Consider the following 24182-nt stretch of genomic DNA (forward strand, 5'->3'; position numbering starts at 1 on the left):
GGTCAGGGCCCCGTGTTCACGTGCGTCAGCAACTGGCGCACCAGCAGCGCCACGTCGCCGGTCTTCTGCAGCAGCGCCTCGGCCCCGGCCTCGCGCAGCGGGGCCACCCGCTCAGGGTCGACATCGGCCGACATCACGACGATCGCCGGCAGCCCTGCGCCCGCGCGGGCGCGCACGGCGGCGATCACGCCGTGCGCGTCGCCGTCGCCGAGGTTCAGGTCGGTCAGCACCACCTCGAAGGGCGGGCCCGGCGCCGCCAGCGCGGCCTGCGCTTCCGCCAGAGAACCGGCGACCCGCACCGCGTAGCCCTGGGCCGCGAGCGCACGCTCGAGCAGCATCGCGTAGACATCGGCATCCTCGACCAGCAGCAGCCGGCGCGGCGCGTCCTCGGCCAGGGGCGCGGGGCCGGTGGCCTCGGTCTCGACGTCGGCCGTCCAGCGCAGCAGCGCGGTGGTGCCGTGCCCGGGGCTGCTCTCGATGTGCAGCGCACCGCCCATCAGCGCGGCGAGGTCGCGGCACAGCGACAACCCGAGCCCGGTGCCGCTGCGCGCCGCCGTCCGGCCGCCGGCGGTGTAGTAGCGCTCGAACAGCCGCGCCTGGTCGGCCTCGGCGATGCCCGGGCCCTGGTCGCGCACGCGCACTTCGATCACGCAGCGCGACGCTTCTTCGCCCGCCTGCGGCGTGCAGCGGGCTTCGATCAGGATCTCTCCGCGCTCGCTGTACTTGATCGCGTTGGCCACCAGGTTGCGCACGATCTGCTCGACGCGCAGCGCGTCGACGCGCAGCAACGGGTCGGGCATCGGCGCGGTGCAGGTCAGCGTGAGTTGTCTCGCCCGTGCGGCCGGCAGCATCTCCGCGCGCACGCCGCGCAGCAGCGGCCCGAGCTGCACAGGCTCCAGGTGCAGGCTCAGCCGGCCGGCGTCGAGCCGGTTGCGGTCGAGCAGGTTGTTCAGCAGGTTCAGCGTCGAGCGCGCCGAGTCACCCAGCGAACCGGCCACCGACGCCGAGACCTCGCGCCCGCTGCGCAGCAGCTCGGCCCCGGCGATCACCGAATGCAGCGAGTTGCGCACCTCGTGGGCCAGGAAGGTCACGAAACGCTCGCTCGCGCCGCGGGCCCGCTCGGCCTGGCGCTGTGCGCCGAGCGTGCGCTGCATCTCGCGCCGCAGTCCGCGGTGGTGCCACCACCACGCCGCGAGCAGCAGGGCGAGCGCCGTCGCGACCCAGGGCAGGTAGCGCAGCAGCAGCTCGCGCACGACGCGCGCCGGCGTCGGACGCGTCAGCCAGCGGCGCTTGAGCTCGAGCAGGTCGTCGGCCACGGTCGCATCCAGCGCCCGCTGCAGCAGCGGCAGCAGCGCCGCGTGACGAGACGACACCGCGATGCCGTGCTCCTGGCGCAAGCCGGCCGCCGTGCCGGTGATCTGCACGTCGCTGCGCGGCGATTCGGCCAGCAGCACCGCCGCGGTGATGACGTCGGCCAGTGCCGCGTCGGCGCCGCCGCTCGCGACGCGCTCGACGCAGTTCGGCAGCGGATCGCAAGCCACCAGCTCGATGCCGGGGTAGCGCGCGGCGATCAACGGTCGCGCGAAATGCGCGGGTGGCAGCGCCAGGCGCCGGCCGACGAGCTGCTCCAGACCCCAGGCGCTGCCGCCGGGGCGGCCCAGCAGCACCATCGGGTGCTCGATGTAGGGACCGATGAAGCGCACCGTGTCGGCCGGCGTGGCCACCGCCGACAGGCCGAGCGCGAGGTCGACCTCTCCGCGCTGCAGCGCCGCCAGCGCCTCGGTGGCGCCGCTCGCGCGCCAGGTGCCGGACACGAGCCCGAGGCGTCCGAGCACCGCGCGCAGCACGTCGACCGACAGGCCCTGCGGCCGGCCATCGGCGTCGAGCACCGCGAACGGCAGCCGCCCGTCCACCACGGCGACATTCAGCGGCCGCTGCGCGGTGAGCAGCGCGCGCTCGGGGTCGTCCAGGCGCAGCGGCTCGGCGCGTCGCGCGAAATGCGGCTCCGCACGCCATCGGCCGATGATGAACTCGCGCGTCTCGGCGCCCATGCCCGCCAACGCCGCCGAGAGCGAGTCGAGCCGGGCGGCGCCGGCCTTCGGTGCCGCGAAATGCAGCGCGCCGCTCGGCAACGCCAGCGTGCGCACCAGCCGCAAGCCGGCGAGGCGCTCACGCTCGATGGTGCCGACGAGTACCGGCTGCGCCTCGATCATCACGTCGGCACGGCCCTGCTGCACGGCCCGCAGGCCGTCGGCGATGCTGGCCACCGGCACCCGCTGCGCCAGCGGGAACAGCTCGCGCGCATTGGCCTCGGCGGCGTAGCCGGCCACGGTGGCCAGACGCCGGCCGTTCAGGTCGGCCGCGAGCGAGCCCGACGGATCGCTCGCGCGGGTGACGACCGCCTGCTCGATCAGCGCATACGGCACCGAGAACGCCAGCGTCGGCTCGCGTTCGGCGTTGCGGGCCATCGACGAGGCGAGGTCGAGCCGCCCGGCGCGCAGATCGCGCTCGAGCGCCACGAAGTCGGTGTAGCGCACCGGCTCCACCTGCACCCCGAGCGCGGGCGCCAGCCGGCGCAGCATTTCCAGATCGGCGCCCCCGGCCTCGCTGCCCTCGGGCCAGATTTGGAACGGCGGGAAATCCGCCAGCATCCCGTAGCGCAGCGGCGATGGCGACGCGGCGCTGCAGGCGAGCGCACACAGGCCGAGCACGGACCCGGCCAGCCATCGCAGCGCCCGCGGCAAGCCGCTACGCATCTTCGTCCCGCAGCGTCAAAGGCCACCCTCCCTGGGTCGCTCCCCGATCGACGTTAGCACGGCCTGCGCGGCAGCGCGCGCGCCGTCGGGGCCGAAAAGCCCGCAGAATCCGCTCCAAGGCTGGGGACCCGGAAATGACACTGACCGAACTGCGCTACATCGTGGCCGTCGCCCGCGAGCGCCATTTCGGCCGCGCGGCGGAGGCCTGCTTCGTCTCGCAGCCGACGCTCAGCGTCGCGATCAAGAAGCTCGAGGACGAGCTCGACGTCAAGATCTTCGAGCGCGGCAGCAACGAGATCTCCACCACGCCGCTGGGCGAGGAGATCGTGCGCCAGGCGCAGTCGGTCATCGAGCAGGCACAGGCCATCAAGGAGATCGCCAAGCGCGGCCAGGACCCGCTGGCCGGCGCGCTGCGGCTGGGCATCATCTACACGATCGGTCCCTACCTGCTGCCTGATCTGGTGAGGCACGCGATCGACATGTTCCCGCAGATGCCGCTGATGCTGCAGGAGAACTTCACCGTCAAGCTGCTCGACATGCTGCGCACCGGCGAACTCGACGCGGCCATCATGGCCGAGCCCTTCCCCGACACCGGCCTCGCCATCGCGCCGCTCTACGACGAACCCTTCGTCGTCGCCTGCCCGGCCATCCATCCGCTGGCCAAGCGCGAGAGCGTCTCGTCGGAGGAGCTGAAGAAGGAGACGATGCTGCTGCTCGGCACCGGCCACTGCTTCCGCGACCACGTGCTCGAGGTGTGCCCGGAGTTCGCGCGCTTCTCGAGCGACGCCGAGGGCATCCGCAAGAGCTTCGAGGGCTCGTCGCTCGAGACCATCAAGCACATGGTCGCCTCCGGCATGGGCGTGACCGTGGTACCGCAGCTCAGCGTGCCGAAGGAGCCGCAGCCGCACCTGCGCTATGTGCCCTTCAGCGCGCCGCTGCCAACGCGCCGCGTGGTGCTCGCGTGGCGGCGCACCTTCACGCGCTACGAGGCCATCGCCGCGCTGCGCAACGCCATCTACGCCTGCGAACTGTCGGGCGTCACCCGCCTGACCCCCTGAGCGCCCGCGGCTATCGCCGCCATTGCCGCACCGTCATTGATCGGGCGGGATGCGCCTCCTAAACTGGCCGCGAAACATCGTGGACAACCTCTGGAGACTTGCATGGCGACCGAATCGAAGTGCCCGTTCAACCACGCCGCCGGCGGCGGCACGACCAACCAGGACTGGTGGCCCTCCCAGTTGCGGCTGGAGCTGCTGAACCAGCACTCGAGCAAGTCCGATCCGCTGGGTGCCGGCTTCGATTACGCCGAAGAGTTCAAGAAGCTCGACTACTTCGCGCTCAAGAAGGACCTGCTGGCGCTGATGACCGATTCGCAGGACTGGTGGCCGGCCGACTTCGGCCACTACGGCCCGCAGTTCGTGCGCATGGCCTGGCACGCCGCCGGCACCTACCGCACGGCCGACGGCCGCGGCGGCGGCGGCCGCGGGCAGCAGCGCTTCGCGCCGCTCAACAGCTGGCCCGACAACGTGAACATCGACAAGTCGCGCCGCCTGCTGTGGCCGATCAAGCAGAAGTACGGCCAGCGCATCAGCTGGGCTGACCTGCTGATCCTGACCGGCAACGTGGCGCTGGAGTCGATGGGCTTCCGCACGTTCGGCTTCGCCGGCGGCCGAGAGGACGTGTGGGAACCCGACAACGACGTGAACTGGGGCAACGAGACCACCTGGCTGGCCACCGACAAGCGCTTCACCGGCGACCGTGATCTCGACCAGCCACTGGCCGCCACCCACATGGGCCTGATCTACGTGAACCCCGAGGGTCCCAACGCCAGCGGCGATCCGCTTGCCGCCGCCAAGGACATCCGCGCGACCTTCGGCCGCATGGCGATGGACGACGAGGAGATCGTGGCGCTGATCGCCGGCGGCCACACCTTCGGCAAGGCGCACGGCGCCGCGCCCGAATCGCACAAGGGTCCCGAGCCCGAAGGCGCGCCGCTCGAGGCGCAGGGCCTGGGCTGGACCAGCAGCTTCGGCAGCGGCCACGGCAAGGACACCGTCTCCAGCGGCCTGGAGGTCACCTGGACCACCACGCCGGCGCGCTGGAGCAACGACTTCTTCGAGCACCTGTTCAAGTTCGAATGGGAGCTGACGCAATCGCCCGCCGGCGCGAAGCAGTGGACGGCCAAGGATGCGCCGGAGATCATTCCCGACGCGCACGTCCCCGGCAAGAAGCTCAAGCCGACGATGCTCACCACCGACCTGACGCTGCGCGTCGACCCCGAGTTCGAGAAGATCTCGCGCCGTTTCCTCGACAACCCGCAGGGCTTCGCCGACGCCTTCGCGCGCGCGTGGTTCAAGCTCACCCACCGCGACATGGGCCCGAAGGTGCGCTACCTCGGCCCCGAGGTGCCGAAGGAAGAGCTGCTCTGGCAGGACCCGCTGCCCCCGGCCACGCTGCCGGCGCCGAATGCCGCCGACGTCGCCGAGCTGAAGGCGAAGATCGCCGCATCGGGCCTGACGGTCGCACAGCTCGTGGCCACCGCCTGGGCCTCGGCCTCCACCTTCCGCGGCGGCGACAAGCGCGGCGGGGCCAACGGCGCGCGCCTTCGCCTGGCACCGCAGAAGGACTGGGAAGCCAACACCCCGGGCGAGCTGGCCAAGGTGCTGGCGACGCTGGAGACCCTCCAGAAGGCCTCGGGCAAGTTCTCGCTGGCCGACGTCATCGTGCTGGCTGGCGGCGTGGGCGTGGAGCAGGCCGCCAAGGCGGCGGGTGTCGGCATCGAGGTGCCGTTCGCCCCCGGTCGCGTCGACGCCACGCAGGAGCAGACCGATGTGGAGTCCTTCGCCTTCCTGGAACCGGTGGCCGACGGCTTCCGCAACTACTTCAAGGGCCCGGGCAGCGTGCCGGTGGAGCACCTGCTGGTCGACAAGGCGCAGCTGCTCACGCTCACCGCTCCCGAGATGACGGTGCTGGTCGGCGGGCTGCGCGTGCTGGGCGCCAACGCCGGCGGCAGCCGGCATGGCGTGTTCACCGACCGGCCGGGCGTGCTGACCCCCGACTTCTTCGTCAACCTGCTCGACATGCGCACAACGTGGCAGCCGGCCAACGGTGTGTACGAGGGCAAGGACCGCCAGACCGGCCAGCAGAAGTGGACCGCGACGCGGGTGGACCTGGCGTTCGGTTCCAACGCCGTGCTGCGCGCGCTGGCCGAGGTGTACGCCAGCGCCGACGGTCAGACCAAGTTCGTGCACGACTTCGTGGCCGCGTGGACCAAGGTCATGAACCTGGACCGCTACGACCTGGCCTGACCCGGCGGCTACAGTTCCAGCCATTCCCATTGACCCAGGAGCAAGCACGATGGCCAAGACCCGTACCGCCACGCCGCCGGTGAACATCGGCATCTCGGAGAAGGACCGCGCGGCGATCGCCAAGGGGCTCAACGCCCTGCTGGCGGACACCTACACGCTCTACCTCACGACCCACAACTTCCACTGGAACGTGACGGGGCCGATGTTCAACACGCTGCACACCATGTTCATGACGCAGTACACCGAGCTGTGGAACGCGGTCGACCCGGTCGCCGAGCGCATCCGTGCGCTGGGCTTCCCGGCCGCCGGCAGCTACGGCCAGTTCGGCAAGCTGAGTTCGCTGAAGGACGCGCCGGCCGAGCCGCCGAAGGCGATGGACATGGTGCGCATCCTCGTCGAGGGCCACGAGGCGGTGGCGCGCACCGCGCGCGGCATCTTCCCGCTGGCCGACAAGGCCTCCGACGAGCCCACCGCCGACCTGCTGACGCAGCGCCTCACGGTGCACGAGCAGGCGGCGTGGATGCTGCGCTCGCTGCTCGAGGAGTGAGCCGACGGCGGGCCGCTACAGCAGCCCGTCGATCGGCAGCCACGACAGCAGCCACACCCACAGCCGCGTGAGCCAGCCGGCCTCGGGCTCCTCGGTCAGCTCGATCGGCTGGCCTTCGGGCGTCTGGCCGCGCCAGCGCAGCGCGTCGGGGCCGCGGTCAGGGTCGCGCGTCACCTGCCAGGCCTGGCGCGGCACCTCGGTGTCGAACGCTTGTCCGATGCGCTGCGCGAGGCCTGGGTGCTCGAGCAATACGCCGATCTCGGTGTTGAGCCAGGCCGAGCGCGGATCGAAGTTGAACGAGCCGATGAACACGCGCTCGCCGTCGACGGCGAAGGTCTTGGCGTGCAGGCTCGCGCGCGACGAACCCAGGCCCAGCAGCCGCCCGCGCGCGCGACCTTCGGGTGCCGGGACCGGCCGCAGTTCGTAGAGCTCCACACCGCCGTCGAGCAGCGCCGGGCGATATGGTGCATAGCCGGCGTGCACCGCCGAGACATCCGTCGCGGCCAGCGAGTTGGTCAGCACGCGCAGCCGCACGCCGCGGTCGTGCAGCGCGGTGAACGCGGCCACGCCGTCGTCGGTGGGCACGAAGTAGGGCGACACGATGTCGATGCTGCGGTCGGCATTGCCCAGCGTGCGGGCCAGCCGCGGCAACATCAGCTCGCTCTCGCCGGCCTGCTTGAGCACCTTGTCGGGCGGGTCGACGAACAGCGTGGAGCGGCCCCAGACGAAGTCGGACGCCTGCGGCCCGCGCTCGCGCCAGCGCTCGACGCGCGGACGCTCGCGCAGGTCCTTCGCGTAGGCGCTGGCCTCGTCGAGCGCCGCCTGCTGCTCGGGCGTGAGCGGCCGGTCGTTGCCGGGCAACAGCAGCGACCGCCGCGGGTAGGCCGAGGCGCTGTTCCAGTAGGCGTCGAAGGACGCCGACACCTCACCGACGATCGGCCCGACCGCGAGCACATCGAGGTCGGCGAACTCCATGTCGGCCGCCGCGCCGAAGTACTCGTCGCCGACATTGCGTCCGCCGAGGATGGTGACCACGCCGTCGGCATTGAACGTCTTGTTGTGCATGCGCCGGTGCAGGCGCGAGAAGTCGGTGGCCAGGTCCCACGCGCGGCCCAGGCCGCGGTGCGGATAGGGGTTGAAGAAGCGCACCTCGGCGCCCGGGTGGGCATCGAGCTGCGACAGCAGCCCGTCGAGCGTGGGGCTGCCGTTGCCGTCGTCGAGCAGCAGGCGCACCCGCACGCCGCGCTCGGCCGCGGCCTGCAGGCGCGTCAGCAGCCAACGGCCGGTGCGGTCGCTGCGCCAGATGTAGGTCTGGATGTCCAGGCTGCTGCCGGCGCGGTCGACCAGCCAGACGCGTGCGGCGAAGGCGTCGAGCCCGCTGTCGAGCGGCACGAAGCCGGAGCGGCCGGGGTGCGCCTGCACCAGCGGCGCGACCTGCGCGGCCAGCGCGCCGGCGGTCGCCGCGGGCAGCGCGGCCTCGTCGGGCAACGGTGGCCGCGAGGGCAGCGAGGAGCAGCCCGCCAGCCCGAGCCAGGCCAGCAGCATCGCCACCCGCCACAGCGTCAGCGGGACAACGCGGTGGCGAGGGCGCGGGGTCGGCAGGTCGGACGCGAACGAGGGCATGGCGGCGGCTTCGCGCCGATGGTGCCATGCCGCACCCATGCGCCCTACACTCGCGGCCGATGTCCGCTGCGCCCGCTCAAGCACACCCGCCTTCGCGCCTGACGCTCTACCGCCAGCTGATCCGCTGGGACCGGCCGGCCGGTTGGCTGCTGCTGTTGTGGCCGACGCTCGGCGCGCTGTGGCTCGCCGCGGGCGGCTTCCCGGGCTGGCACCTGCTGGCGGTGTTCACGCTCGGGACCGTGCTGATGCGCAGCGCCGGCTGCTGCATCAACGACGTCGCCGACCGCGAGTTCGACCGCCACGTGAAGCGCACCGCCGAGCGGCCGGTGACGCGCGGCGCGGTGTCGGTGAAGGAGGCGCTGGCGGTCGGCGCCGTGCTGGCATTGGCCGCGTTCGCGCTGGTGCTCACCACCAACGCGCTGACCATCGCACTGTCGTTCCCGGCGCTGGCCGTCGCGGTGGCCTACCCCTACGCGAAGCGCTGCGTGGCGATGCCGCAGGCGGTGCTGGGCGTGGCCTTCAGCTTCGGCATCCCGATGGCCTTCAGCGCGGTGCGCGGCGGCAACGGCGCCTGGGGCCTGGCTGCGCTGAACGCGGCCGTGCCCTGGTGGGCCTGGGGCCTGCTGATCGGCAACCTGTTCTGGGTGCTGGCCTACGACACCGAGTACGCGATGGTCGACCGCGACGACGACCTGAAGATCGGCATCAAGACCTCCGCCATCACGCTGGGCCGCCACGACGTGACGGCGGTGATGAGCTTCTACCAGCTCTACCTGCTGGCTTGGGGCGCCATCGGCTTCTGGCAGGGACTCGGCGTGGCCTTCGCCGCCGGCCTGGCCGCGGCGGCGGTGCAGGTGGCTTGGCACCACACGCTGATCCGGGACCGCAGCCGCGACGGTTGTTTCAAGGCCTTTCGGCTGAACCACTGGGTGGGGTTTGCGGTGTTTGCGGGGATCGTAGTAGATCTGGGATGGCGTGCGTGATGGGTTGAGTTGGTGATCTGATGGGGCCTCAGTGCCCGCGGGGGGCTCGTGGCATGGGATTTGTGTGTCCCGGCAGTTGATCTCGACTGCAAGTGCCCGATAGGGTCGCGACGTCCAAACCTAGTTAGGCCTACAAGTGCTCGCCGAAATTACCGACTGGATCGAAGCTCACGAAGTAACGGTCGATCTACTAAAGGCCGCTGCTGTCGTGCTACTTGCATGGGCCTCGGGAGCGTTCTCCTATCTTCGTCGCTTCCGGAGAAAGCCACGCCTCGAAGTCGCATCAACAGCGAGCTTCATTTATGTCGAGCGTCCAAGTGAATCAACCCATCCTCCGAACGCGATGCGCGCGTCGTTCGTTGTCAACGCCTCACTCGTCAACGCTTCGAACGAAAAGATTGTTCTTGACCACTTTGAACTCTCCTATCGATCAAAGGGCTTCTGGCGATCACATCGTCAGCGCCTACTGAGGCTTGGATTCCCAGCGCGCCCACGTAAGAGAGTGGGAGAAATCACGAAATACATGAGCGTGTGGATCACAGAGTATCCACTCGACGAGATCAAGACCGCAGTCATCGACGGCTCTCTCGAACCGAAAGAATCCTGCGGCGGATACTTGCTTTTCACCAGCTTCACGTATGGCGCCTGGAATCCGAAAATCAAAGATGAGCAAGTGCATGTAAGACTTCGAGCCAAGCTAACGTCGCAGCAGTGGCTCAGCAAGTCTGCAAGGCTGCGAGTGGTAACCGACCCCGCAATAGTCGAAGAGTTTTCACCGGGCTTTGTAGAGCATGTCGCCCATGAGTCCACTTGGAACCACGACCTCTCTGTTCGGCGGTAGGCCTTGTATCTTCGCAAATACCGTGGTTGAGGTTTGACCTTCGGAGGATTCGCGACCGGTGCGCGCCCTTAGGGATAGAGCCCCCGCTCCTCACGCGCCGTGAGAATCCGCTCACACGCCACCGCGAAGGTCGCCGTGCGCAGCGTGATCTTGTGCAGGTCGGCGGTGTCCCAGATGCGCCGCAGTGCGTCGACCATGATCTTGTCGAGCCGCACGTTGATCTCGTCCTCGGTCCAGAAGAAGGACGAGAAGTCCTGCACCCACTCGAAGTAGCTGACGGTCACGCCGCCGGCGTTGCAGATGACGTCGGGCACCACCAGCACGCCGCGGTCGCGCAGGATGTCGTCGGCCGCGGGCACCGTGGGGCCGTTGGCGCCTTCGAGCACCAGCCTGGCCTTGATGCGCGCGGCGCGCTCGGCGCTGATCACGCCCTCCAGCGCCGCGGGGATCAGGATGTCGGCGTTCACGTCCCAGAACGATTCGCCGTCCATCGCCTCCGCGCCCTTGAAGCCGCCCACGCCGCCCACCTGCTTCACGTAGGGCACCAGCTCGGCGAGGTCGAGCCCCTTGTCGTTGTAGATGGTCCCGGTGTGGTCCTGCGCCGCAACGATCTTCGCGCCGGCCTGGGCGAACAGCTCTGCAGCGGAGCCGCCCACGTTGCCGAAGCCCTGCACCGCCACACGGGCGCCGTCGAGCGCCAGGCCGAGGCGGCGCGCCGCCTCGCGGCCGGTGACGAACACGCCGCGGCCGGTGGCCTTCACGCGGCCCAGCGAGCCGCCCAGGTGGATGGGCTTGCCGGTGACGACGCCGGTCGCGGTGGCGCCGGTGTTCTGCGAGTAGGTGTCCATCATCCAGGCCATGATCTGGCCGTTGGTGTTGACGTCGGGCGCGGGGATGTCGCGCTGCGGGCCGATGATGATGCCGATCTCGCTGGTGTAGCGGCGCGTCATCTTCTCCAGCTCCTTCTGGGAAAGCTGCTTCGGGTCAACGCGGATGCCACCCTTGGCGCCGCCGTAGGGCAGGTTCACCGCGGCGCACTTCACCGTCATCCAGGCCGACAGCGCCATCACCTCTTCCAGCGTCACGTCGGGGTGGTAGCGCACGCCGCCCTTGCCGGGGCCGCGGCTCAGGTTGTGCTGCACGCGGAAGCCCTCGAAGTGGCGCACCGAGCCGTCGTCCATTTCGATCGGCACGTCGACGATCAGCGCGCGCTTGGGCCGCTTCAGCGTCTCGGCCCATTTGCCGAGGTGCCCCAGGTAGGGGATCACGCGATCGACCTGCGACAGGTAGGTCCCCCAGGGGCTGGTGGGTGACGGCGTGACGTAGGAGAGGAAGCTGCTCAGCTGCGTGGGGTCGGTCTTGGCGCTCATGCGGTGTCCTTGTGGGGTCTGGATGACGCCGCGTTCGTGGCGCGGCCACGAGACTTTAGGCGCCGTCGCACCGCTGCGCCTATCGGGTTGATGCCGGGTTTGCATGCCTGCCGCGGGCGGCGTTCATCGACGCGTGCCCCCTCACCCCGGCCCTCTCCCCCGGTGGCCGGGGGAGAGGAGGCACATCGGCTCAGCCGCCGAACTCGTCGCCCAGCTCGACCGCGCGGCGCTGCGCCGCACGAACAGCGCGCACGATCGCCGCCGGCACGCCGTCGGCCTGCATCGCGACGAGCGCCGCATGCGTGGTGCCGCCGCGCGAGGTGACGCGCTCGCGCAGCACCGACGGCGGCTCGGCGCTCTGCGCCGCCAGCGCGGTGGCGCCGGAGAAGGTGCCGAGCGCCAGCGCCCGGCCCTGCTCGGGCGTCAGGCCCATGTCGCGCGCGGCGTCCATCAGCGCCTCGATGAACAGGAACACGTAGGCCGGGCCGGAGCCCGACAGGGCGGTCACGGCGTCGAGGTCGGCCTCGCGATCGACCCACAGCGTGGCGCCGGTGGGCGCCAGCAGCGCCTCGACGCTGCTGCGCTGGCCGGCGTCGACCTCGGGCCGCGCGTACAGCCCGGCAATGCCCTGGCCGATCAGCGCGGGCGTGTTGGGCATCGCCCGCACCACGCAGCGGTTGCCGGTGGCGGCGACGATGGCGTCGGTGCGGATGCCCGCCATGACGCTGAGCTGGGCGGCCTCGCCCACATGCGGCGCGCAGGGCGCGGCCGCCTCCCGGAAGATCTGGGGCTTCACGGCCCACACCACCAGGCCGGCATCGGCCAGCGCCGGCGTCGCCTGCTCGGTGGCGACGATGCCGAAGGCCTGCTTCAGGCGCTCGCGCTGCTCGGCCCAGGGTTCGACGACCAGGACTTCGTGCGCGTGCACGCCGCTGCGCAACAGGCCGCCGATCAGCGCGCTGGCCATGTTGCCGCCGCCGATGAAGGCGATGGGAGAGGAAAGGTGGTTCATCGGCAACTCCAGGGGCGGGATTTCGATCGGAGTTCGAGTCTAGCCAGCCGGGCGCGTTCCGCGCCGCGCGGCTCAGTGTGCGCCGGCCAGCAGCGCGGCATTGCCGCCGGCCGCCGCGGTGTTGACGGTCACCACCTGCTCGGCACAGAAGCGGTACAGGTAGAGCGGCCCGCCGGCCTTCGGGCCGGTGCCGCTGAGGCCTTCGCCGCCGAAGGGCTGCACGCCGACCACCGCGCCGATCATGTTGCGGTTGACGTAGACGTTGCCGACGCGCGCCGCGTGCGCGATGCGCTGTGCGCGCGAGTCGATGCGCGTCTGGACACCGAGCGTGAGGCGGTAGCCCAGCGCATTGATCTGCGCCACCAGCGCCTCCACGTCGGCCGCACCGCCGTGTGCGGCGGTGCCCGGGCCCCAGCGCACGACGTGCAGCACCGGGCCGAACACCTCCTGGCGCAGGTCGGCCACGCGCGCCAGTTCGTAGGCGCAGGGGGCGATGTGCTGCGCGCCGGCCGGGCCGTCGGGCAGCGCGCGGCGCGCCAGCAGCGTGGCCTCGCGGTCGAGCCGCTCGAGCTGGCGCGTGATGCCGGCGTGCGCCTCGGCATCGATCACCGGGCCGACGTCGGTGGCGTACTCCGCCGGGTCGCCGACGGCCAGCTCCTGCAGCGCGCCGCCGATCATCGCGATCACGCCGTCGGCCACGCCCTCGTGCACGCACAGCAGGCGCAGCGCCGAGCAGCGCTGGCCGGCTGAGCGGAAGGCGCTCTGCACCACGGCATCGGCCACCTGCTCGGGCAGCGCGCTGCTGTCGACCACCATCGCATTGAGGCCGCCGGTCTCGGCGATCAGCGGGACGATGGCGCCGTCCTTCGCAGCGAGCGCGCGCTGGATGTGCTTGGCCACCGGCGTCGAGCCGGTGAAGCACACGCCCGCGGTCAGCGGGTGCGCCACCAGCGCGGCGCCCACCGTCTCGCCGGGGCCGTGCAGCAGGGTCAGCGCGTCCTGCGGCACGCCGGCTGCATGCAGCAGCCCGACGAAGCGCTGCGCAACCGCCGGTGTCTGCTCGGCCGGCTTGGCGGCCACGCTGTTGCCGGCCACCAGCGCGGCGACCACCTGGCCGGCGAAGATGGCGAGCGGGAAGTTCCACGGGCTGATGCAGACGAACACGCCGCGGCCGTGCAGGTGCAGCGTGTTCGATTCGCCGGTCGGGCCCGGCAGCTCGCGCGGGCCGAGCGTGTCGCGCGCCTGCAGCGCGTAGTAGCGGCAGAAGTCGACCGCCTCGCGCAGCTCGGCCACGCAGTCGCCCAGCGTCTTGTGCGCTTCCTTCACCAGCAGGCCGCACCAGGCCGGCAGCTCGGCCTCCAGCCGGTCGGCGGCGCGCAACAGCACGGCGGCGCGCTCGGTCAGCGGCGTGTCGTCCCACGCCACCTGGCCTGCGTGCAGGCGGCGCATCGTCGCGTCGATCTCCGACGCCGGCGTCTCGGCCACCTCGGGCACGCGGGTGGCCGCCACCGCGGCCAGCAGCGGCGCGCGCTCGGCGGCGATGCTCAGGTCGACGCCCAGCGCGTTGCGCCGCGCGCTGCCGTAGAGCTGCAGCGGCGACGGCTGGCCCGGCTCGGGCGCGGCCTGCAGCGGCGACGCGAGCAGCGCGTCGACATCGACCTGCGGGTCGGCCAGCTGGTGCACGAACGACGAGTTGGCGCCGTTCTCCAGCAGGCGGCGCACCAGGTAGGCCAGCAGGTCGCGGTGCTCGCCGACCGGCGCGTAGATGCGCACCGGCAAGCCCCCCGCTTGAGCGGGGGGAGCGGGAGGTGTGTACCGCGACACCTCGCGGACACACCCTCCCCCATGCCGTGCAGCCGTTGCAACTCGAACGGCGTGCCGCGCACCCGCGCCATCTGCACGATGGCCGCGACGGTGCCGGCGTTGTGGGTGGCGAACTGCGGGTAGATGACGTCGGCGTGGTCGAGCAGCGCCTTCGCGCACGCGAGGTAGGAGATGTCGGTGTGGTGCTTGTGCGTGAACACCGGGTAGGCGGCCAAGCCGAGCTCCTGCGCGCGCTTGATCTCGCCGTCCCAGTAGGCGCCCTTGACCAACCGCACCATGAAGCGCAGGCCGTGGTGGCGGGCGATGCGCGCGACCTCGTGCACGCATTCCTCGGCGCGCGTCTGGTAGGCCTGGATCGCGAGGCCGAAGCCGCGCCAGCGCGGGTGGCGCGCGGCGATGTGCGCGGCAGCAGCGTCGATCAGCTCGAGGGAGAGTTCGAGCCGGTCGCTCTCTTCGGCGTCCACGGTGAGGTTGAGGTCGGCCGCCGCTGCGTCGTCGATCAGGCCCAGCACGCGCGGCAGCAGCTCGGCGAAGACGCGCACCCGCTGCGCATCCTCGTAGCGCGGGAACAGCGCCGACAGCTTGATCGAGATGCCGTCGTTGGCTTCCGGGCCGGCACCGGCCACGGCGGTGACGGCAATGGCCGCGATGGCGTCGCGGTAGGAGCGCAGGTAGCGCTGCGCATCGTGCTCGGTGCGGGCGCCCTCGCCCAGCATGTCGAAGCTGAAGCGCAGTTGCGGCTGGGCCTGGCGCTGGCTGCGGGCCTCGCCCAGCGCCTCGGCGATCGACTGGCCGAGCACGAACTGCCGGCCCAGCAACTGGATGGCGCGCACCGTCGCCGCCACCACGGTCTGCGCGCCCAGGCGCTGCAGCAGGCCGGGCGGGTGCTCGCCGTCGGGCAGGAACTTCTTGGACAGCGCGATCGCGCTGGCCGACAGGCTGGCCAGCCTCTTGTGCGGTCCGTCGCCGCCGGTGGCGGCGGTGTCGAAATCGGCGCGGCCCAGCTGGTCGGCGGTCAGCGCGATCGCGGTGGCGGCATCGGGCACGCGCAGCAGCGCCTCGGCCAGCCGCATCAGCGCCAGGCCTTCGGCGCTGGAGATCGGGTACTCGCGCAGCAGCGACTCCATGGCCCAGAACGGCGCCGGTTCGTCGCGCACCGCCTGCACCCAGGGACGCGCCAGCGCCTGCACGCCGGCCCAGTCGAGCGCTCCGGCCAGCGCCGCCAGCCGGGCTTGGAGGACGGACGCCTCCTCGCGCAGCGGCGACGGCAGGCGGGCGGCGGGCGTGGCGGTGGGCAGCGGCATGGTGGCAGACCTCGATCGGCGTGGACCGGCCGCCCCGTTGGCCGCCGTTCCTGTTAGCGTAAGGCCGTCCTTGCCGAATGATTCACCAAGCTCATGCCTTCCAGCCGCACAAAATCCAGCACGAAGCCCAAGGCCGCCCGCGCGGGGGCCGCGCTCGCCGAGCCCCCACCACGGGCCATCGAGGGCCTGGACCGCACCGACCAGCGCATCCTGCGCGTGCTGCAGCGCGATGGCCGCATCACCAATCTCGAACTCGCGCAGCAGGTGCATCTGTCGCCGACGGCCGTGCTGGAGCGGGTGAAGCGGCTCACGCGCGACGGCGTGATCCTCGGCTACGAGGCGCGCCTGAATCCGGCGCGGCTGGGCGCGGCGATGCTGGTGTTCATCGAGGTGATGCTGGACCGCACGGCGCCCGACGTGATGGAGAGCTTTCGGGCCGCGGTGCAGGTGCGGCCCGAGATCCTGGAATGCCACCTGGTGGCCGGCGGCTTCGACTACCTGATCAAGACGCGCGTGGCCGACATGGCGGCCTACCGCGAGATGCTGGCCAGCGTGATCTGGGCGCTGCCCGGCGTGCGCGAGACGCGCACCTACGCGGTGATGGAGGAAGTGAAGAACACCACGGCGCTGCCGCTCTAGCTAGGGCCGCGCATGCGCGTCGCCGCACTCGCCGACCGGCGTGGCGGTGACGCGCTGGAAGAAGGTCATGTTCTTGCCGCCCAGGCGCACGTTCAGCGTGCCGGTCCACCGATCGCGCGCGTCGGACTGCCAGCGCGCATCGCCGGTGGTGCCGTGGCCGCCGTGGCAGGCCAGCCGGTAGGTGGCGTCATCCAACGGCTCGAGGCGGCAGTCCTGCAGCGACACGTCCTGCAGCATCCAGAAAACCGTCGCGCGGTCGGCCACGGCGAGACAGCGTTGCTCCCTGCGCACCGCGTAGCGCAGGTTCTCGTCGAGGTGCGGCATGCCGGTCTCGGTGCTCACGTCGTAGAGCCGGCGCGGCGTGGCCTCTCGCTCGTCGGCGGCGGCCGCACCGACGGCGCAGAGACCGGCGACGAGGGCCCCGCACCAGCGCCTGGTTCGTGTCGTCATGGGAGCCTGTTCTCGCCGCGAGGACGGCGCGCCCCGCGCACGGTCAACCCGCACGCCGGAAGGTGAGGTTGATGCGGCAGTTCCCGGTCGCCGCGTGTTCACCGTCCTTCAGGGCCAGCACGCCGTGGTAGCGCAGCCGCGACGGACCGCCCCACACCGCCACATCGCCATGCACCAGCGGCACCCGCGTGGTGGGGTCGCTGCGCCGGCCACCGCCGAACAGGAAGACCGCCGGCAGGCCCAGCGACACCGAGACGATGGGCGCGCTGAAGTCGCGCTCGTTGCGGTCCTGGTGCAGGCTCAGTCGAGCGCCCGGCTCGTAGCGGTTGATCAGGCAGGCGTCGGGCGCGAAGCCGGGGTAGCCGGCCTGCGCCGCGGCCCGCGCGGCCAGCTCGCCGAAGCGGCGCGGCATCGTGGGCCAGGGCCGGCCGCTGTCGGGATCGACGGCGTCGTAGCGATAGCCGCGGGCGTCGCTGACCCAGCCGAGCGCGCCGCAGTTGCTCATCGCGACCGACATGCGAAAGCCCCCGGGCGTGACCGGATGCCGGAACGGTGCCTGCGCCACCAGCGCCTGCACCTCGGCGAGCAGCGCGGCGGCCTCGGCGGCCGCGCCGCCGCGCCACACCAGTGCGCCGGGGCCGAGCGCTTCGAGCCACGGCGCCACGGCCGGCCCGCCGGCGTCGGCCGCGCCGTCGAACAGGTCCGGCGTGGTGGCCCGGGCGCTGCGCATGGCCGTCTCAGGCCGCATCGTGGAAGATCACGCCGGCGGTGTGGCGCCGCCCGGCGCGCACCCGGCTGACGCCGTGGCGCAGCCACACGCGGTAGCTGCCGCGCGTGCCCTGCACCGGCCGCTCGTGGACGGCGATCACCGCGGCGTCGCCCTGGCGCAGCGGCAGCACCATCGGCCGCGACTGCATGCGCGGGCGCTGCTCGGTCATCACGAACTCGCCACCCTCGAAATCGCGCCCGGGCTCGGAGAGCAGCAGCACCACCTGCAGCGGGAACACGTGCTCGCCGTAGAGATCCTGGTGCAGGCAGTTGTAGTCGCCCTCGCCGTACTGCAGCAGCAGCGGCGTGGGCCGGGTCTGGCCGGCCGCATGGCAGCGCGCGATGAACTCGGCGTGCCGCGGCGGGAAGCGCGTGGCCAAGCCCATCGCCGCGTGCCAGCGGTTGGCGATCGGCACCAGATGCGGATAGAAGCCGCCACGCAGGGTCGCGACGAGCGCCGGCAGCGGGTGGGCGAAGTAGCGGTACTCGCCGCGCCCGAAGCCATGGCGGGCCATCACCACGCGGCTGCGGAAGGCCGCGTCGTCCGTGTACAGCCCCGCCAGCGCGCGGCATTCCGCCGGCGTGAGCAGGCGTTCGATCTGCGCGTGGCCCTGCGCGTCGAGATCGCGGGCCAGCTGCGGCCAGTCGGCCGCCGCGATGCGCGCCTCCAGGCTCGCGGTGGCCACCGCCGTGGCGACGCCGGCGGTCTCGGACACGCTCATGGCGTGATCGCCTCCTGCTCCAGCGCCAGCAGCTGGCGCTTGCGCTCGACGCCCCAGCGGTAGCCCGACAGTGCGCCGTCGCTGCGCACCACGCGGTGGCAGGGAATGGCCACCGCCAGCGCGTTGGCGGCGCAGGCCTGCGCCACCGCGCGCACCGCCGTCGGCGCACCGATGCGCGCGGCGACCTCGGCGTAACTGGCGGTGCGCCCGGGCGGGATGTCACGCAACGCCTGCCACACACGCTGCTGGAAGGCGGTGCCGCGCACGTCGAGCGGCAGGTCCAGGCCGAGACCCGGTGCCTCGACGAAGCCCACCACGCGGGCCACCCAGTCCTCGAAATCGGCCTCGCCGCCGATCAGGCGGGCCTGGGGGAAGCGGTCCTGCAGGTCGCGCGCCAGCGCATCCGGGTCGTCGCCGAGCAGGATCGCGCAGATGCCGCGTTCGCTCTGTGCCACGAGGATGGCGCCCAGCGAGCACTGGCCGATCGCGAAGCGGATCGCCGTGCCCGCCCCGCCGGCGCGGTAGCGCGTGGCCGTCATGCCGAGCACCCCGTCGGCCGTCTCGTAGTAGCGGCCGCCGGAGTTGAAGCCGGCGTCGTAGATGGCATCGGTCACCGTGCCGCCGCGGCGGCCGAGCGCCTCGCGCAGGCGCCGCGCCCGGTGCGCGGTAGCGTAGGCCCTCGGCGTGAGGCCGGTGACCGCCTTGAACACGCGGTGCAGGTGGTAGGGGCTGAGGCCGGCGCGCCGGGCCAGGTCGGCGAGCGGGGGGACCGCGTCCGCGGTCTCGATGTAGCGGCACAGTTCGGCGACCCGGGCTGCCTGCAGCGCGGCCGCCGGCAGCTGGTCGGGCTTGCAGCGCAGGCAGGGCCTGAAGCCGGCCGCGCGTGCGGCCTCGGCGGTGTCGTGGAAGGCCACGTTCTCGGGGCGGGCCGGGCGCGCGGCGCAGCTCGGGCGGCAATAGACGCCGGTCGTGCGCACCGAGTAGAAGAAGCGGCCGTCGGCGGCGCCGTCGCGCGCCACGACGGCGGCCCAGCGCGGGTCGTTCACGGTCGCGGCGGCCCGTTGTTCGGTCTGGGTGCTCATGTTCATGATCGTCCGTCAGGGTGTGCGTGGGTCGATGCGGTGACTGTAGGCATCGGTGCGGACCGTGGCACTCCGTGTCTTGCTGCCGAATTGAAATCCTTCCCGGACGCCGGCGTGCGGGCAAGGTCGATCGTCACGCAGGTGACAGGCCGATGACGACCGCGCACCGGCCTGGGGCTTGCGCGGCCCTGCGCACGGTCGAGCGTTGCGCGAATCCACTTAAGGGGAACCCCGTCTATTGCAGCGCAACAGCGCTACTTAGAGTGCAAGCCTTCTTTCCTGTCCCCGCATGAGCGACATCATTCTCCAGACCCGCGAGTTGACGAAGGACTTCAAGGGGTTCACGGCGGTGGACCGCGTGGATCTGGCGGTGCAGCGAGGACACATCCATGCGCTGATCGGGCCCAATGGCGCGGGCAAGACCACCTGCTTCAACCTGCTCACGAAGTTCCTCGCGCCCAGCCGCGGCACGATCCACTTCAACGGCCACGACATCACCGCCGAGAAGCCCGCGCAGATCGCCCGCCGAGGCGTCATCCGCTCCTTCCAGATCTCCGCCGTCTTTCCCCACCTGAGCGTGCTGGAGAACGTGCGCATCGGCCTGCAGCGCTTCACCGGCACCTCCTTCCACTTCTGGAAGGGCCTGTCGGGGCTGCGCGCGCTCGACGCCCGCGTGCTCGAGCTGCTGGAACTGGTGGACCTGCGCGAGATGGCCGCGCTCAAGGCCGCCGACCTGCCCTACGGACGCAAGCGCGCGCTGGAGATCGCCACCACCATGGCCATGAGCCCCGAGCTCATGCTGCTCGACGAACCCACCCAGGGCATGGGCCACGAGGACGTCGAGCGCGTCACCGCCCTCATCAAGCGGGTGGCCGAAGGCCGCACCGTGCTGATGGTGGAGCACAACATGAAGGTGGTGGCCACCATTGCCGACCGCATCACCGTGCTGGCGCGCGGGGCCGTGCTGGCCGAAGGCGACTACGCCAGTGTCTCCCGCCACCCTGCGGTGCTGGAGGCCTACATGGGCAGCGACGCGGCTGAACTCCAGGGAGCGCATTGATGGAGCCCCTGGCGCTGGAGATCAAGGGGCTGCAGGCCTGGTACGGTGAGAGCCACATCCTGCACGGCATCGACCTGGCGGTGCCGCGCGGGCAGGTGGTCACGCTGCTCGGGCGCAATGGCGCCGGGCGCACCACCACGCTGCGCGCCATCATGGGCCTGACGGGCAGCCGCAAGGGGTCGATCAAGGTGCACGGCCAGGAGGCCATCGCGCTGCCCACCCACCGCATCGCGCACCTCGGGCTGGGCTACTGCCCGGAGGAGCGCGGCATCTTCGCCTCGCTGAGCGCCGAGGAGAACCTGCTGCTGCCCCCGCGCCTGAAGGCCGGGCGGGGCAAGGCGATGGGCGAGGCCGAGATCTACGCGATGTTCCCCAACCTGGCCGAGCGGCGCGCCAGCCCGGGCACGCGGCTCTCGGGGGGCGAGCAGCAGATGCTGGCGGTGGCGCGCATCCTGCGCACCGGGGCCGACATCCTGCTGCTCGACGAGATCAGCGAGGGGCTGGCGCCGGTGATCGTGCAGGCGCTCGCGCGCATGATCACCGCGCTCAAGGCGCAGGGCTTCACCATCGTGATGGTGGAGCAGAACTTCCGCTTCGCCGCGCGCCTGGCCGACCAGTTCCATGTGGTCGAGCACGGCCGCATCGCGCTGTCCTTTGCTGCCTCCGAGCTTGCGGCCCACCAGGCACAGCTCGATGAACTGCTCAGCGTCTGATCGCGACGCGCTTTCCGCTTCCTCTCATCCCACCCTCAGGAGCCCCGCATGACCCTCGTTCGCTCGCGCACCGCACTCGCTGCCGCCGCCACCGCCGGCCTCCTCGCCGTCGGCGGCACGCCGGCACAGGCCCAGATCTCCGGGGACACGGTCAAGATCGGCTTCATCACCGACATGTCGGGCCTGTACGCCGACATCGACGGCCCCGGCGGCGTCGAGGCCATCAAGCTGGCCATCAGCGACATGAAGGGCACGGTCGCCGGCAAGAAGATCGAGCTCGTCTACGCCGATCACCAGAACAAGGCCGACGTGGCCGCCAGCAAGGCCCGCGAATGGTTCGACACCCAGGGCGTCGACATGCTCATCGGCGGCACCAACTCCGGCACCGCGCTGGCCATGACCAAGGTCGCGGCCGAGAAGAAGAAGCCCTTCATCGCCATCGGTGCCGGCACCTCGCGCATCTCGAACGAGGATTGCACGCCCTACTCGATCCACTATGCCTACGACACCGTGGCGCTGGCCAACGGCACCGGCAGCGCAGTCACCAAGGCGGGCGGCAAGTCCTGGTATTTCCTGACGGCCGACTATGCCTTCGGCCAGTCGCTGCAGAACGACACCAGCAACGTGGTGACGAAATCGGGCGGCCAGGTGCTCGGCAGCGTCAAGCACCCGCTGTCGGCCAGCGATTTCTCGTCCTTCCTGCTGCAGGCGCAGTCGAGCAAGGCGCAGATCCTGGGGCTGGCCAATGCCGGCGGCGACACCATCAACTCGATCAAGGCCGCCAACGAGTTCGGCATCACGAAGACGATGAAGCTGGCCGGCCTGCTGATGTTCATCAACGACATCCATTCGCTGGGCCTGAATGCGACCCAGGGCATGTACATGACCGACAGCTGGTACTGGAACCAGAGCCCGGAGGCGCGCGCGTGGAGCCGCCGCTTCTTCGAGAAGATGAAGCGCATGCCCTCGTCGATCCAGGCGGCCGACTACTCGGCCGCCATGCACTTCCTGAAGGCCGTCGAGGCCGCCAAGACCGACGACGGCGACAAGGTCATGGCGCAGATGAAGGCCATGCCGATCAACGACTTCTACGCCAAGGGCAGCATCCGCAAGGAAGACGGTCGCGGCATCCACGACATGTTCCTGCTGCAGGTGAAGTCGCAGCAGGAGTCGACCGAGCCCTGGGACTACTTCAAGGTGGTCGAGAAGATCCCCGGCGAACAGGCCTTCACGAAGCTGGCCGACAGCAAGTGCCCGCTGGTGAAGAAGTGAGCGCCGCGCGCCGCCTCCGCCGAGGAGCCGATTCCCGATGAGCGACCTCTTCGGCATCCCCTTGCCCGCACTGCTGGGCCAGTTGCTGCTGGGTCTGGTGAACGGCTCGTTCTACGCGATGCTGTCGCTGGGGCTGGCGGTGATCTTCGGCATGCTCAACATCATCAACTTCGCCCACGGGGCGCTGTACATGATGGGCGCCTTCCTGGCGTGGATGGGCCTGGAGTACCTGGGGCTGAACTACTGGGTCATGCTGCTGCTCGCGCCGCTGCTGGTGGGGGTGCTGGGCATCCTCATCGAGCGGCTGCTGCTGCAGTGGCTCTACAAGCTCGACCACCTCTACGGCCTGCTGCTGACCTTCGGCATCACCCTGGTGGCCGAGGGCATCTTCCGCTCCTTCTACGGCGTCTCCGGCCAACCCTACCCGGTGCCCTCGGCCCTCTCCGGGGCCACCAACCTGGGCTTCATGATCCTGCCCAACTACCGCGCCTGGGTCGTGCTGGCCTCCATCGTGGTCTGCCTGGCCGTGTGGGCCCTGATCGAGAAGACCTCGCTGGGCGCCACCCTGCGCGCGGGCACCGAGAACCCGCGCCTGGTGCAGGCCTTCGGCATCAACGTGCCCCGCCTGGTCACACTCACCTACGCCGGCGGCGTGGCGCTGGCGGCCTTCGCCGGCGTGCTGGCCGCGCCCATCATCCAGGTCTCCCCGCTGATGGGCTCCAACCTCATCATCACCGTCTTCGCCGTGGTGGTGATCGGCGGCATGGGCTCCATCCTGGGCTCCATCGTCACCGGCCTGGGCCTGGGTCTGATCGAGGGCCTCACCAAGGTGGTCTACCCCGAAGCCTCCAGCACCGTGGTGTTCGTCATCATGGCCATCGTGCTGCTGATCCGACCGGCCGGCCTGTTCGGGAAAGAGAAATGACACCCCAACGATCCCCGCTGCTCGGCTACGCGGCCCTGTTCATCGCGATCGCGCTGCTGCCGGCGCTGGGGGCCTACCCGATCTTCGTGATGAAGGTGCTGTGCTACGCGCTGTTCGCCTGCGCCTTCAACCTGCTGATCGGCTTCACCGGGCTGCTGTCCTTCGGTCATGCGGCCTTCCTGGGCGCGGCGGCCTACGGTGCCGGCCATGCGCTCAAGGTCTGGGGCTTCCCGGCCCCGCTGGGGCTGCTGTTCGGGGCGGCCGTGGCGGCGCTGGCCGGGCTGGCCTTCGGCTGGCTGGCGATCCGGCGCTCGGGGATCTACTTCTCGATGATCACGCTGGCGCTCGCGCAGATGCTGTTCTTCTTCTTCCTGCAGGCGCCCTTCACCGGCGGGGAGGACGGGCTGCAGTCGGTGCCGCGCGGGCGCTTCCTGGGGCTGGACCTCGCGAACGACCTGACGCTGTACTACGTGGTGCTGGCGATCTTCATCGCCGGGTTCTGGCTGATCTACCGCACGGTGCACTCGCCGTTCGGGCAGGTGCTGACCTCGATCCGGGAGAACGAGGCACGCGCCACCTCGCTGGGCTACGACGTGGAGCGCTTCAAGCTGGTGGCCTTCGTGCTGTCGGCCGCGCTGGCGGGGCTGGCCGGCGCGACCAAGACGCTGGTGCTGGGCTTCGCGACGCTGACCGACGCGGTGTGGACGACCTCGGGGGCGGTGATCCTGATGACGCTGGTGGGCGGCATGGGGACGATGGTGGGCCCGATGGTGGGCGCGCTGGTGATCGTGGCGCTGGAGAACAAGATCGGCGACGTGGGGCGCGCGCTGGCCGAACTGACCGGGATCGCCTGGTTCAACGGCCTGGGCGAGGCGGTCACGCTGGTCACAGGCCTCATCTTCATCCTCTGCGTGCTCGCCTTCCGGCGTGGCATCGTCGGCGAGGCGGGGGCGCTGCTGGCGCGCTGGCGCCGCGCCTGAACG

Annotated in this window: 19 protein-coding genes and 1 pseudogene; 11 read left to right on the top strand and 9 right to left on the bottom strand. The window is 70.9% G+C overall.

Annotated features, from left to right (window positions below; all coding sequences use genetic code 11):
* Positions 1–2: 2 nt before the first annotated feature.
* Entirely contained in the window at positions 3–2756 is a 2754-nt protein-coding gene (locus MPE_RS18885; RefSeq protein ID WP_011831311.1) for a transporter substrate-binding domain-containing protein, read from the bottom strand.
* A gap of 134 nt (positions 2757–2890) precedes the next feature.
* On the opposite strand from MPE_RS18885, the gene MPE_RS18890 reads away from it, so the two are divergent.
* The 3 genes from MPE_RS18890 to MPE_RS18900 all read left to right on the top strand — a co-directional run bounded on the left by MPE_RS18890 (position 2891) and on the right by MPE_RS18900 (position 6611).
* The gene (locus MPE_RS18890; protein WP_011831312.1) at positions 2891–3814 is read left to right on the top strand and encodes a hydrogen peroxide-inducible genes activator; all 924 of its coding nucleotides are present in this window, start codon (positions 2891–2893) and stop codon (positions 3812–3814) included.
* Positions 3815–3916: 102 nt separating this feature from the next.
* Positions 3917–6064, top strand: coding sequence for a catalase/peroxidase HPI (gene katG, locus MPE_RS18895; protein WP_011831313.1), 2148 nt, complete (start codon positions 3917–3919; stop codon positions 6062–6064).
* Between the two features lie 49 nt (positions 6065–6113).
* Complete coding sequence (locus MPE_RS18900) at positions 6114–6611, top strand: Dps family protein (RefSeq protein ID WP_011831314.1); 498 nt, start codon at positions 6114–6116, stop codon at positions 6609–6611.
* A gap of 15 nt (positions 6612–6626) precedes the next feature.
* Here MPE_RS18900 and MPE_RS18905 read toward each other — a convergent pair whose 3' ends face one another.
* A complete protein-coding gene (locus tag MPE_RS18905) occupies positions 6627–8234 on the bottom strand; it encodes a phospholipase D family protein (RefSeq protein ID WP_083768019.1) in 1608 nt (535 codons plus the stop codon).
* Positions 8235–8293: 59 nt separating this feature from the next.
* On the opposite strand from MPE_RS18905, the gene ubiA reads away from it, so the two are divergent.
* Together ubiA and MPE_RS24065 are read left to right on the top strand one after the other, a co-directional pair.
* Positions 8294–9217, top strand: a complete 924-nt coding sequence (gene ubiA / locus MPE_RS18910; protein ID WP_011831316.1) for a 4-hydroxybenzoate octaprenyltransferase — start codon at positions 8294–8296, stop codon at positions 9215–9217.
* Positions 9218–9353: 136 nt separating this feature from the next.
* Entirely contained in the window at positions 9354–10058 is a 705-nt protein-coding gene (locus tag MPE_RS24065) for a hypothetical protein (protein ID WP_011831317.1), read from the top strand.
* Between the two features lie 68 nt (positions 10059–10126).
* Here MPE_RS24065 and MPE_RS18915 read toward each other — a convergent pair whose 3' ends face one another.
* The 3 genes and pseudogenes from MPE_RS18915 to MPE_RS24880 form a co-directional block, all read right to left on the bottom strand.
* Positions 10127–11428 (bottom strand): Glu/Leu/Phe/Val family dehydrogenase, encoded by a 1302-nt coding sequence (locus MPE_RS18915; protein WP_011831318.1) that lies wholly within the window; start codon positions 11426–11428, stop codon positions 10127–10129.
* 190 nt (positions 11429–11618) lie between these two features.
* Positions 11619–12440, bottom strand: coding sequence for a pyrroline-5-carboxylate reductase (gene proC, locus MPE_RS18920; RefSeq protein WP_011831319.1), 822 nt, complete (start codon positions 12438–12440; stop codon positions 11619–11621).
* 72 nt (positions 12441–12512) lie between these two features.
* A pseudogene (locus MPE_RS24880) lies at positions 12513–15568 on the bottom strand (L-glutamate gamma-semialdehyde dehydrogenase).
* Between the two features lie 93 nt (positions 15569–15661).
* On the opposite strand from MPE_RS24880, the gene MPE_RS18930 reads away from it, so the two are divergent.
* Positions 15662–16207, top strand: coding sequence for an Lrp/AsnC ligand binding domain-containing protein (locus MPE_RS18930; protein WP_011831322.1), 546 nt, complete (start codon positions 15662–15664; stop codon positions 16205–16207).
* On the opposite strand, the gene MPE_RS18935 is transcribed toward MPE_RS18930, so the two are convergent.
* Genes MPE_RS18935 through ada form a run of 4 tightly spaced genes read right to left on the bottom strand, consistent with a single transcriptional unit; the run spans position 16208 to position 19229 of the window.
* The gene (locus tag MPE_RS18935) at positions 16208–16657 is read right to left on the bottom strand and encodes a hypothetical protein (RefSeq protein WP_011831323.1); all 450 of its coding nucleotides are present in this window, start codon (positions 16655–16657) and stop codon (positions 16208–16210) included.
* A 43-nt stretch (positions 16658–16700) separates the two neighbouring features.
* Positions 16701–17387 (bottom strand): DNA oxidative demethylase AlkB, encoded by a 687-nt coding sequence (gene alkB, locus MPE_RS18940; protein WP_041929766.1) that lies wholly within the window; start codon positions 17385–17387, stop codon positions 16701–16703.
* Positions 17388–17394: 7 nt separating this feature from the next.
* Positions 17395–18147 (bottom strand): 2OG-Fe(II) oxygenase, encoded by a 753-nt coding sequence (locus tag MPE_RS18945; RefSeq protein ID WP_011831325.1) that lies wholly within the window; start codon positions 18145–18147, stop codon positions 17395–17397.
* Entirely contained in the window at positions 18144–19229 is a 1086-nt protein-coding gene (gene ada, locus MPE_RS18950; protein WP_041929767.1) for a bifunctional DNA-binding transcriptional regulator/O6-methylguanine-DNA methyltransferase Ada, read from the bottom strand. Before ada ends, MPE_RS18945 begins: the two co-directional genes overlap by 4 nt.
* Positions 19230–19518: 289 nt before the next feature.
* Here ada and MPE_RS18955 point away from each other — a divergent pair, with 289 nt between their 5' ends.
* Genes MPE_RS18955 through MPE_RS18975 form a run of 5 tightly spaced genes read left to right on the top strand, consistent with a single transcriptional unit; the run spans position 19519 to position 24179 of the window.
* Positions 19519–20289, top strand: a complete 771-nt coding sequence (locus MPE_RS18955) for an ABC transporter ATP-binding protein (protein WP_011831327.1) — start codon at positions 19519–19521, stop codon at positions 20287–20289.
* A complete protein-coding gene (locus tag MPE_RS18960; RefSeq protein WP_011831328.1) occupies positions 20289–21002 on the top strand; it encodes an ABC transporter ATP-binding protein in 714 nt (237 codons plus the stop codon). Before MPE_RS18955 ends, MPE_RS18960 begins: the two co-directional genes overlap by 1 nt.
* Positions 21003–21050: 48 nt before the next feature.
* On the top strand, positions 21051–22274 hold the full coding sequence (locus tag MPE_RS18965; protein ID WP_011831329.1) for an ABC transporter substrate-binding protein: 1224 nt from the start codon (positions 21051–21053) through the stop codon (positions 22272–22274).
* A gap of 37 nt (positions 22275–22311) precedes the next feature.
* Positions 22312–23199, top strand: a complete 888-nt coding sequence (locus tag MPE_RS18970; protein WP_011831330.1) for a branched-chain amino acid ABC transporter permease — start codon at positions 22312–22314, stop codon at positions 23197–23199.
* Positions 23196–24179 carry a branched-chain amino acid ABC transporter permease gene (locus MPE_RS18975; RefSeq protein WP_011831331.1) on the top strand — a complete coding sequence of 328 codons (984 nt, stop codon included), beginning with the start codon at positions 23196–23198 and terminating at the stop codon, positions 24177–24179. Before MPE_RS18970 ends, MPE_RS18975 begins: the two co-directional genes overlap by 4 nt.
* Positions 24180–24182 lie beyond the last annotated feature (3 nt).

The sequence above is a fragment of the Methylibium petroleiphilum PM1 genome, from assembly GCF_000015725.1.
In the GTDB taxonomy this organism is placed as follows: Bacteria; Pseudomonadota; Gammaproteobacteria; order Burkholderiales; family Burkholderiaceae_C; genus Methylibium; species Methylibium petroleiphilum.

Bases quoted from the DNA above. Each gene is read 5' to 3' on its own strand.
- katG (WP_011831313.1), top strand. From the start codon at position 3,917: ATGGCGACCGAATCGAAGTGCCCGTTCAACCACGCCGCCGGCGGCGGC.
- MPE_RS18905 (WP_083768019.1), bottom strand. From the start codon at position 8,234: ATGCCCTCGTTCGCGTCCGACCTGCCGACCCCGCGCCCTCGCCACCGC.
- ubiA (WP_011831316.1), top strand. From the start codon at position 8,294: ATGTCCGCTGCGCCCGCTCAAGCACACCCGCCTTCGCGCCTGACGCTC.
- MPE_RS18890 (WP_011831312.1), top strand. From the start codon at position 2,891: ATGACACTGACCGAACTGCGCTACATCGTGGCCGTCGCCCGCGAGCGC.
- MPE_RS18915 (WP_011831318.1), bottom strand. From the start codon at position 11,428: ATGAGCGCCAAGACCGACCCCACGCAGCTGAGCAGCTTCCTCTCCTAC.
- MPE_RS18930 (WP_011831322.1), top strand. From the start codon at position 15,662: ATGCCTTCCAGCCGCACAAAATCCAGCACGAAGCCCAAGGCCGCCCGC.
- MPE_RS18965 (WP_011831329.1), top strand. From the start codon at position 21,051: ATGACCCTCGTTCGCTCGCGCACCGCACTCGCTGCCGCCGCCACCGCC.
- MPE_RS18955 (WP_011831327.1), top strand. From the start codon at position 19,519: ATGAGCGACATCATTCTCCAGACCCGCGAGTTGACGAAGGACTTCAAG.
- MPE_RS18960 (WP_011831328.1), top strand. From the start codon at position 20,289: ATGGAGCCCCTGGCGCTGGAGATCAAGGGGCTGCAGGCCTGGTACGGT.
- proC (WP_011831319.1), bottom strand. From the start codon at position 12,440: ATGAACCACCTTTCCTCTCCCATCGCCTTCATCGGCGGCGGCAACATG.
- MPE_RS18885 (WP_011831311.1), bottom strand. From the start codon at position 2,756: ATGCGTAGCGGCTTGCCGCGGGCGCTGCGATGGCTGGCCGGGTCCGTG.
- MPE_RS18970 (WP_011831330.1), top strand. From the start codon at position 22,312: ATGAGCGACCTCTTCGGCATCCCCTTGCCCGCACTGCTGGGCCAGTTG.
- MPE_RS18975 (WP_011831331.1), top strand. From the start codon at position 23,196: ATGACACCCCAACGATCCCCGCTGCTCGGCTACGCGGCCCTGTTCATC.
- MPE_RS18900 (WP_011831314.1), top strand. From the start codon at position 6,114: ATGGCCAAGACCCGTACCGCCACGCCGCCGGTGAACATCGGCATCTCG.
- MPE_RS18945 (WP_011831325.1), bottom strand. From the start codon at position 18,147: ATGAGCGTGTCCGAGACCGCCGGCGTCGCCACGGCGGTGGCCACCGCG.
- alkB (WP_041929766.1), bottom strand. From the start codon at position 17,387: ATGCGCAGCGCCCGGGCCACCACGCCGGACCTGTTCGACGGCGCGGCC.
- ada (WP_041929767.1), bottom strand. From the start codon at position 19,229: ATGAGCACCCAGACCGAACAACGGGCCGCCGCGACCGTGAACGACCCG.
- MPE_RS18935 (WP_011831323.1), bottom strand. From the start codon at position 16,657: ATGACGACACGAACCAGGCGCTGGTGCGGGGCCCTCGTCGCCGGTCTC.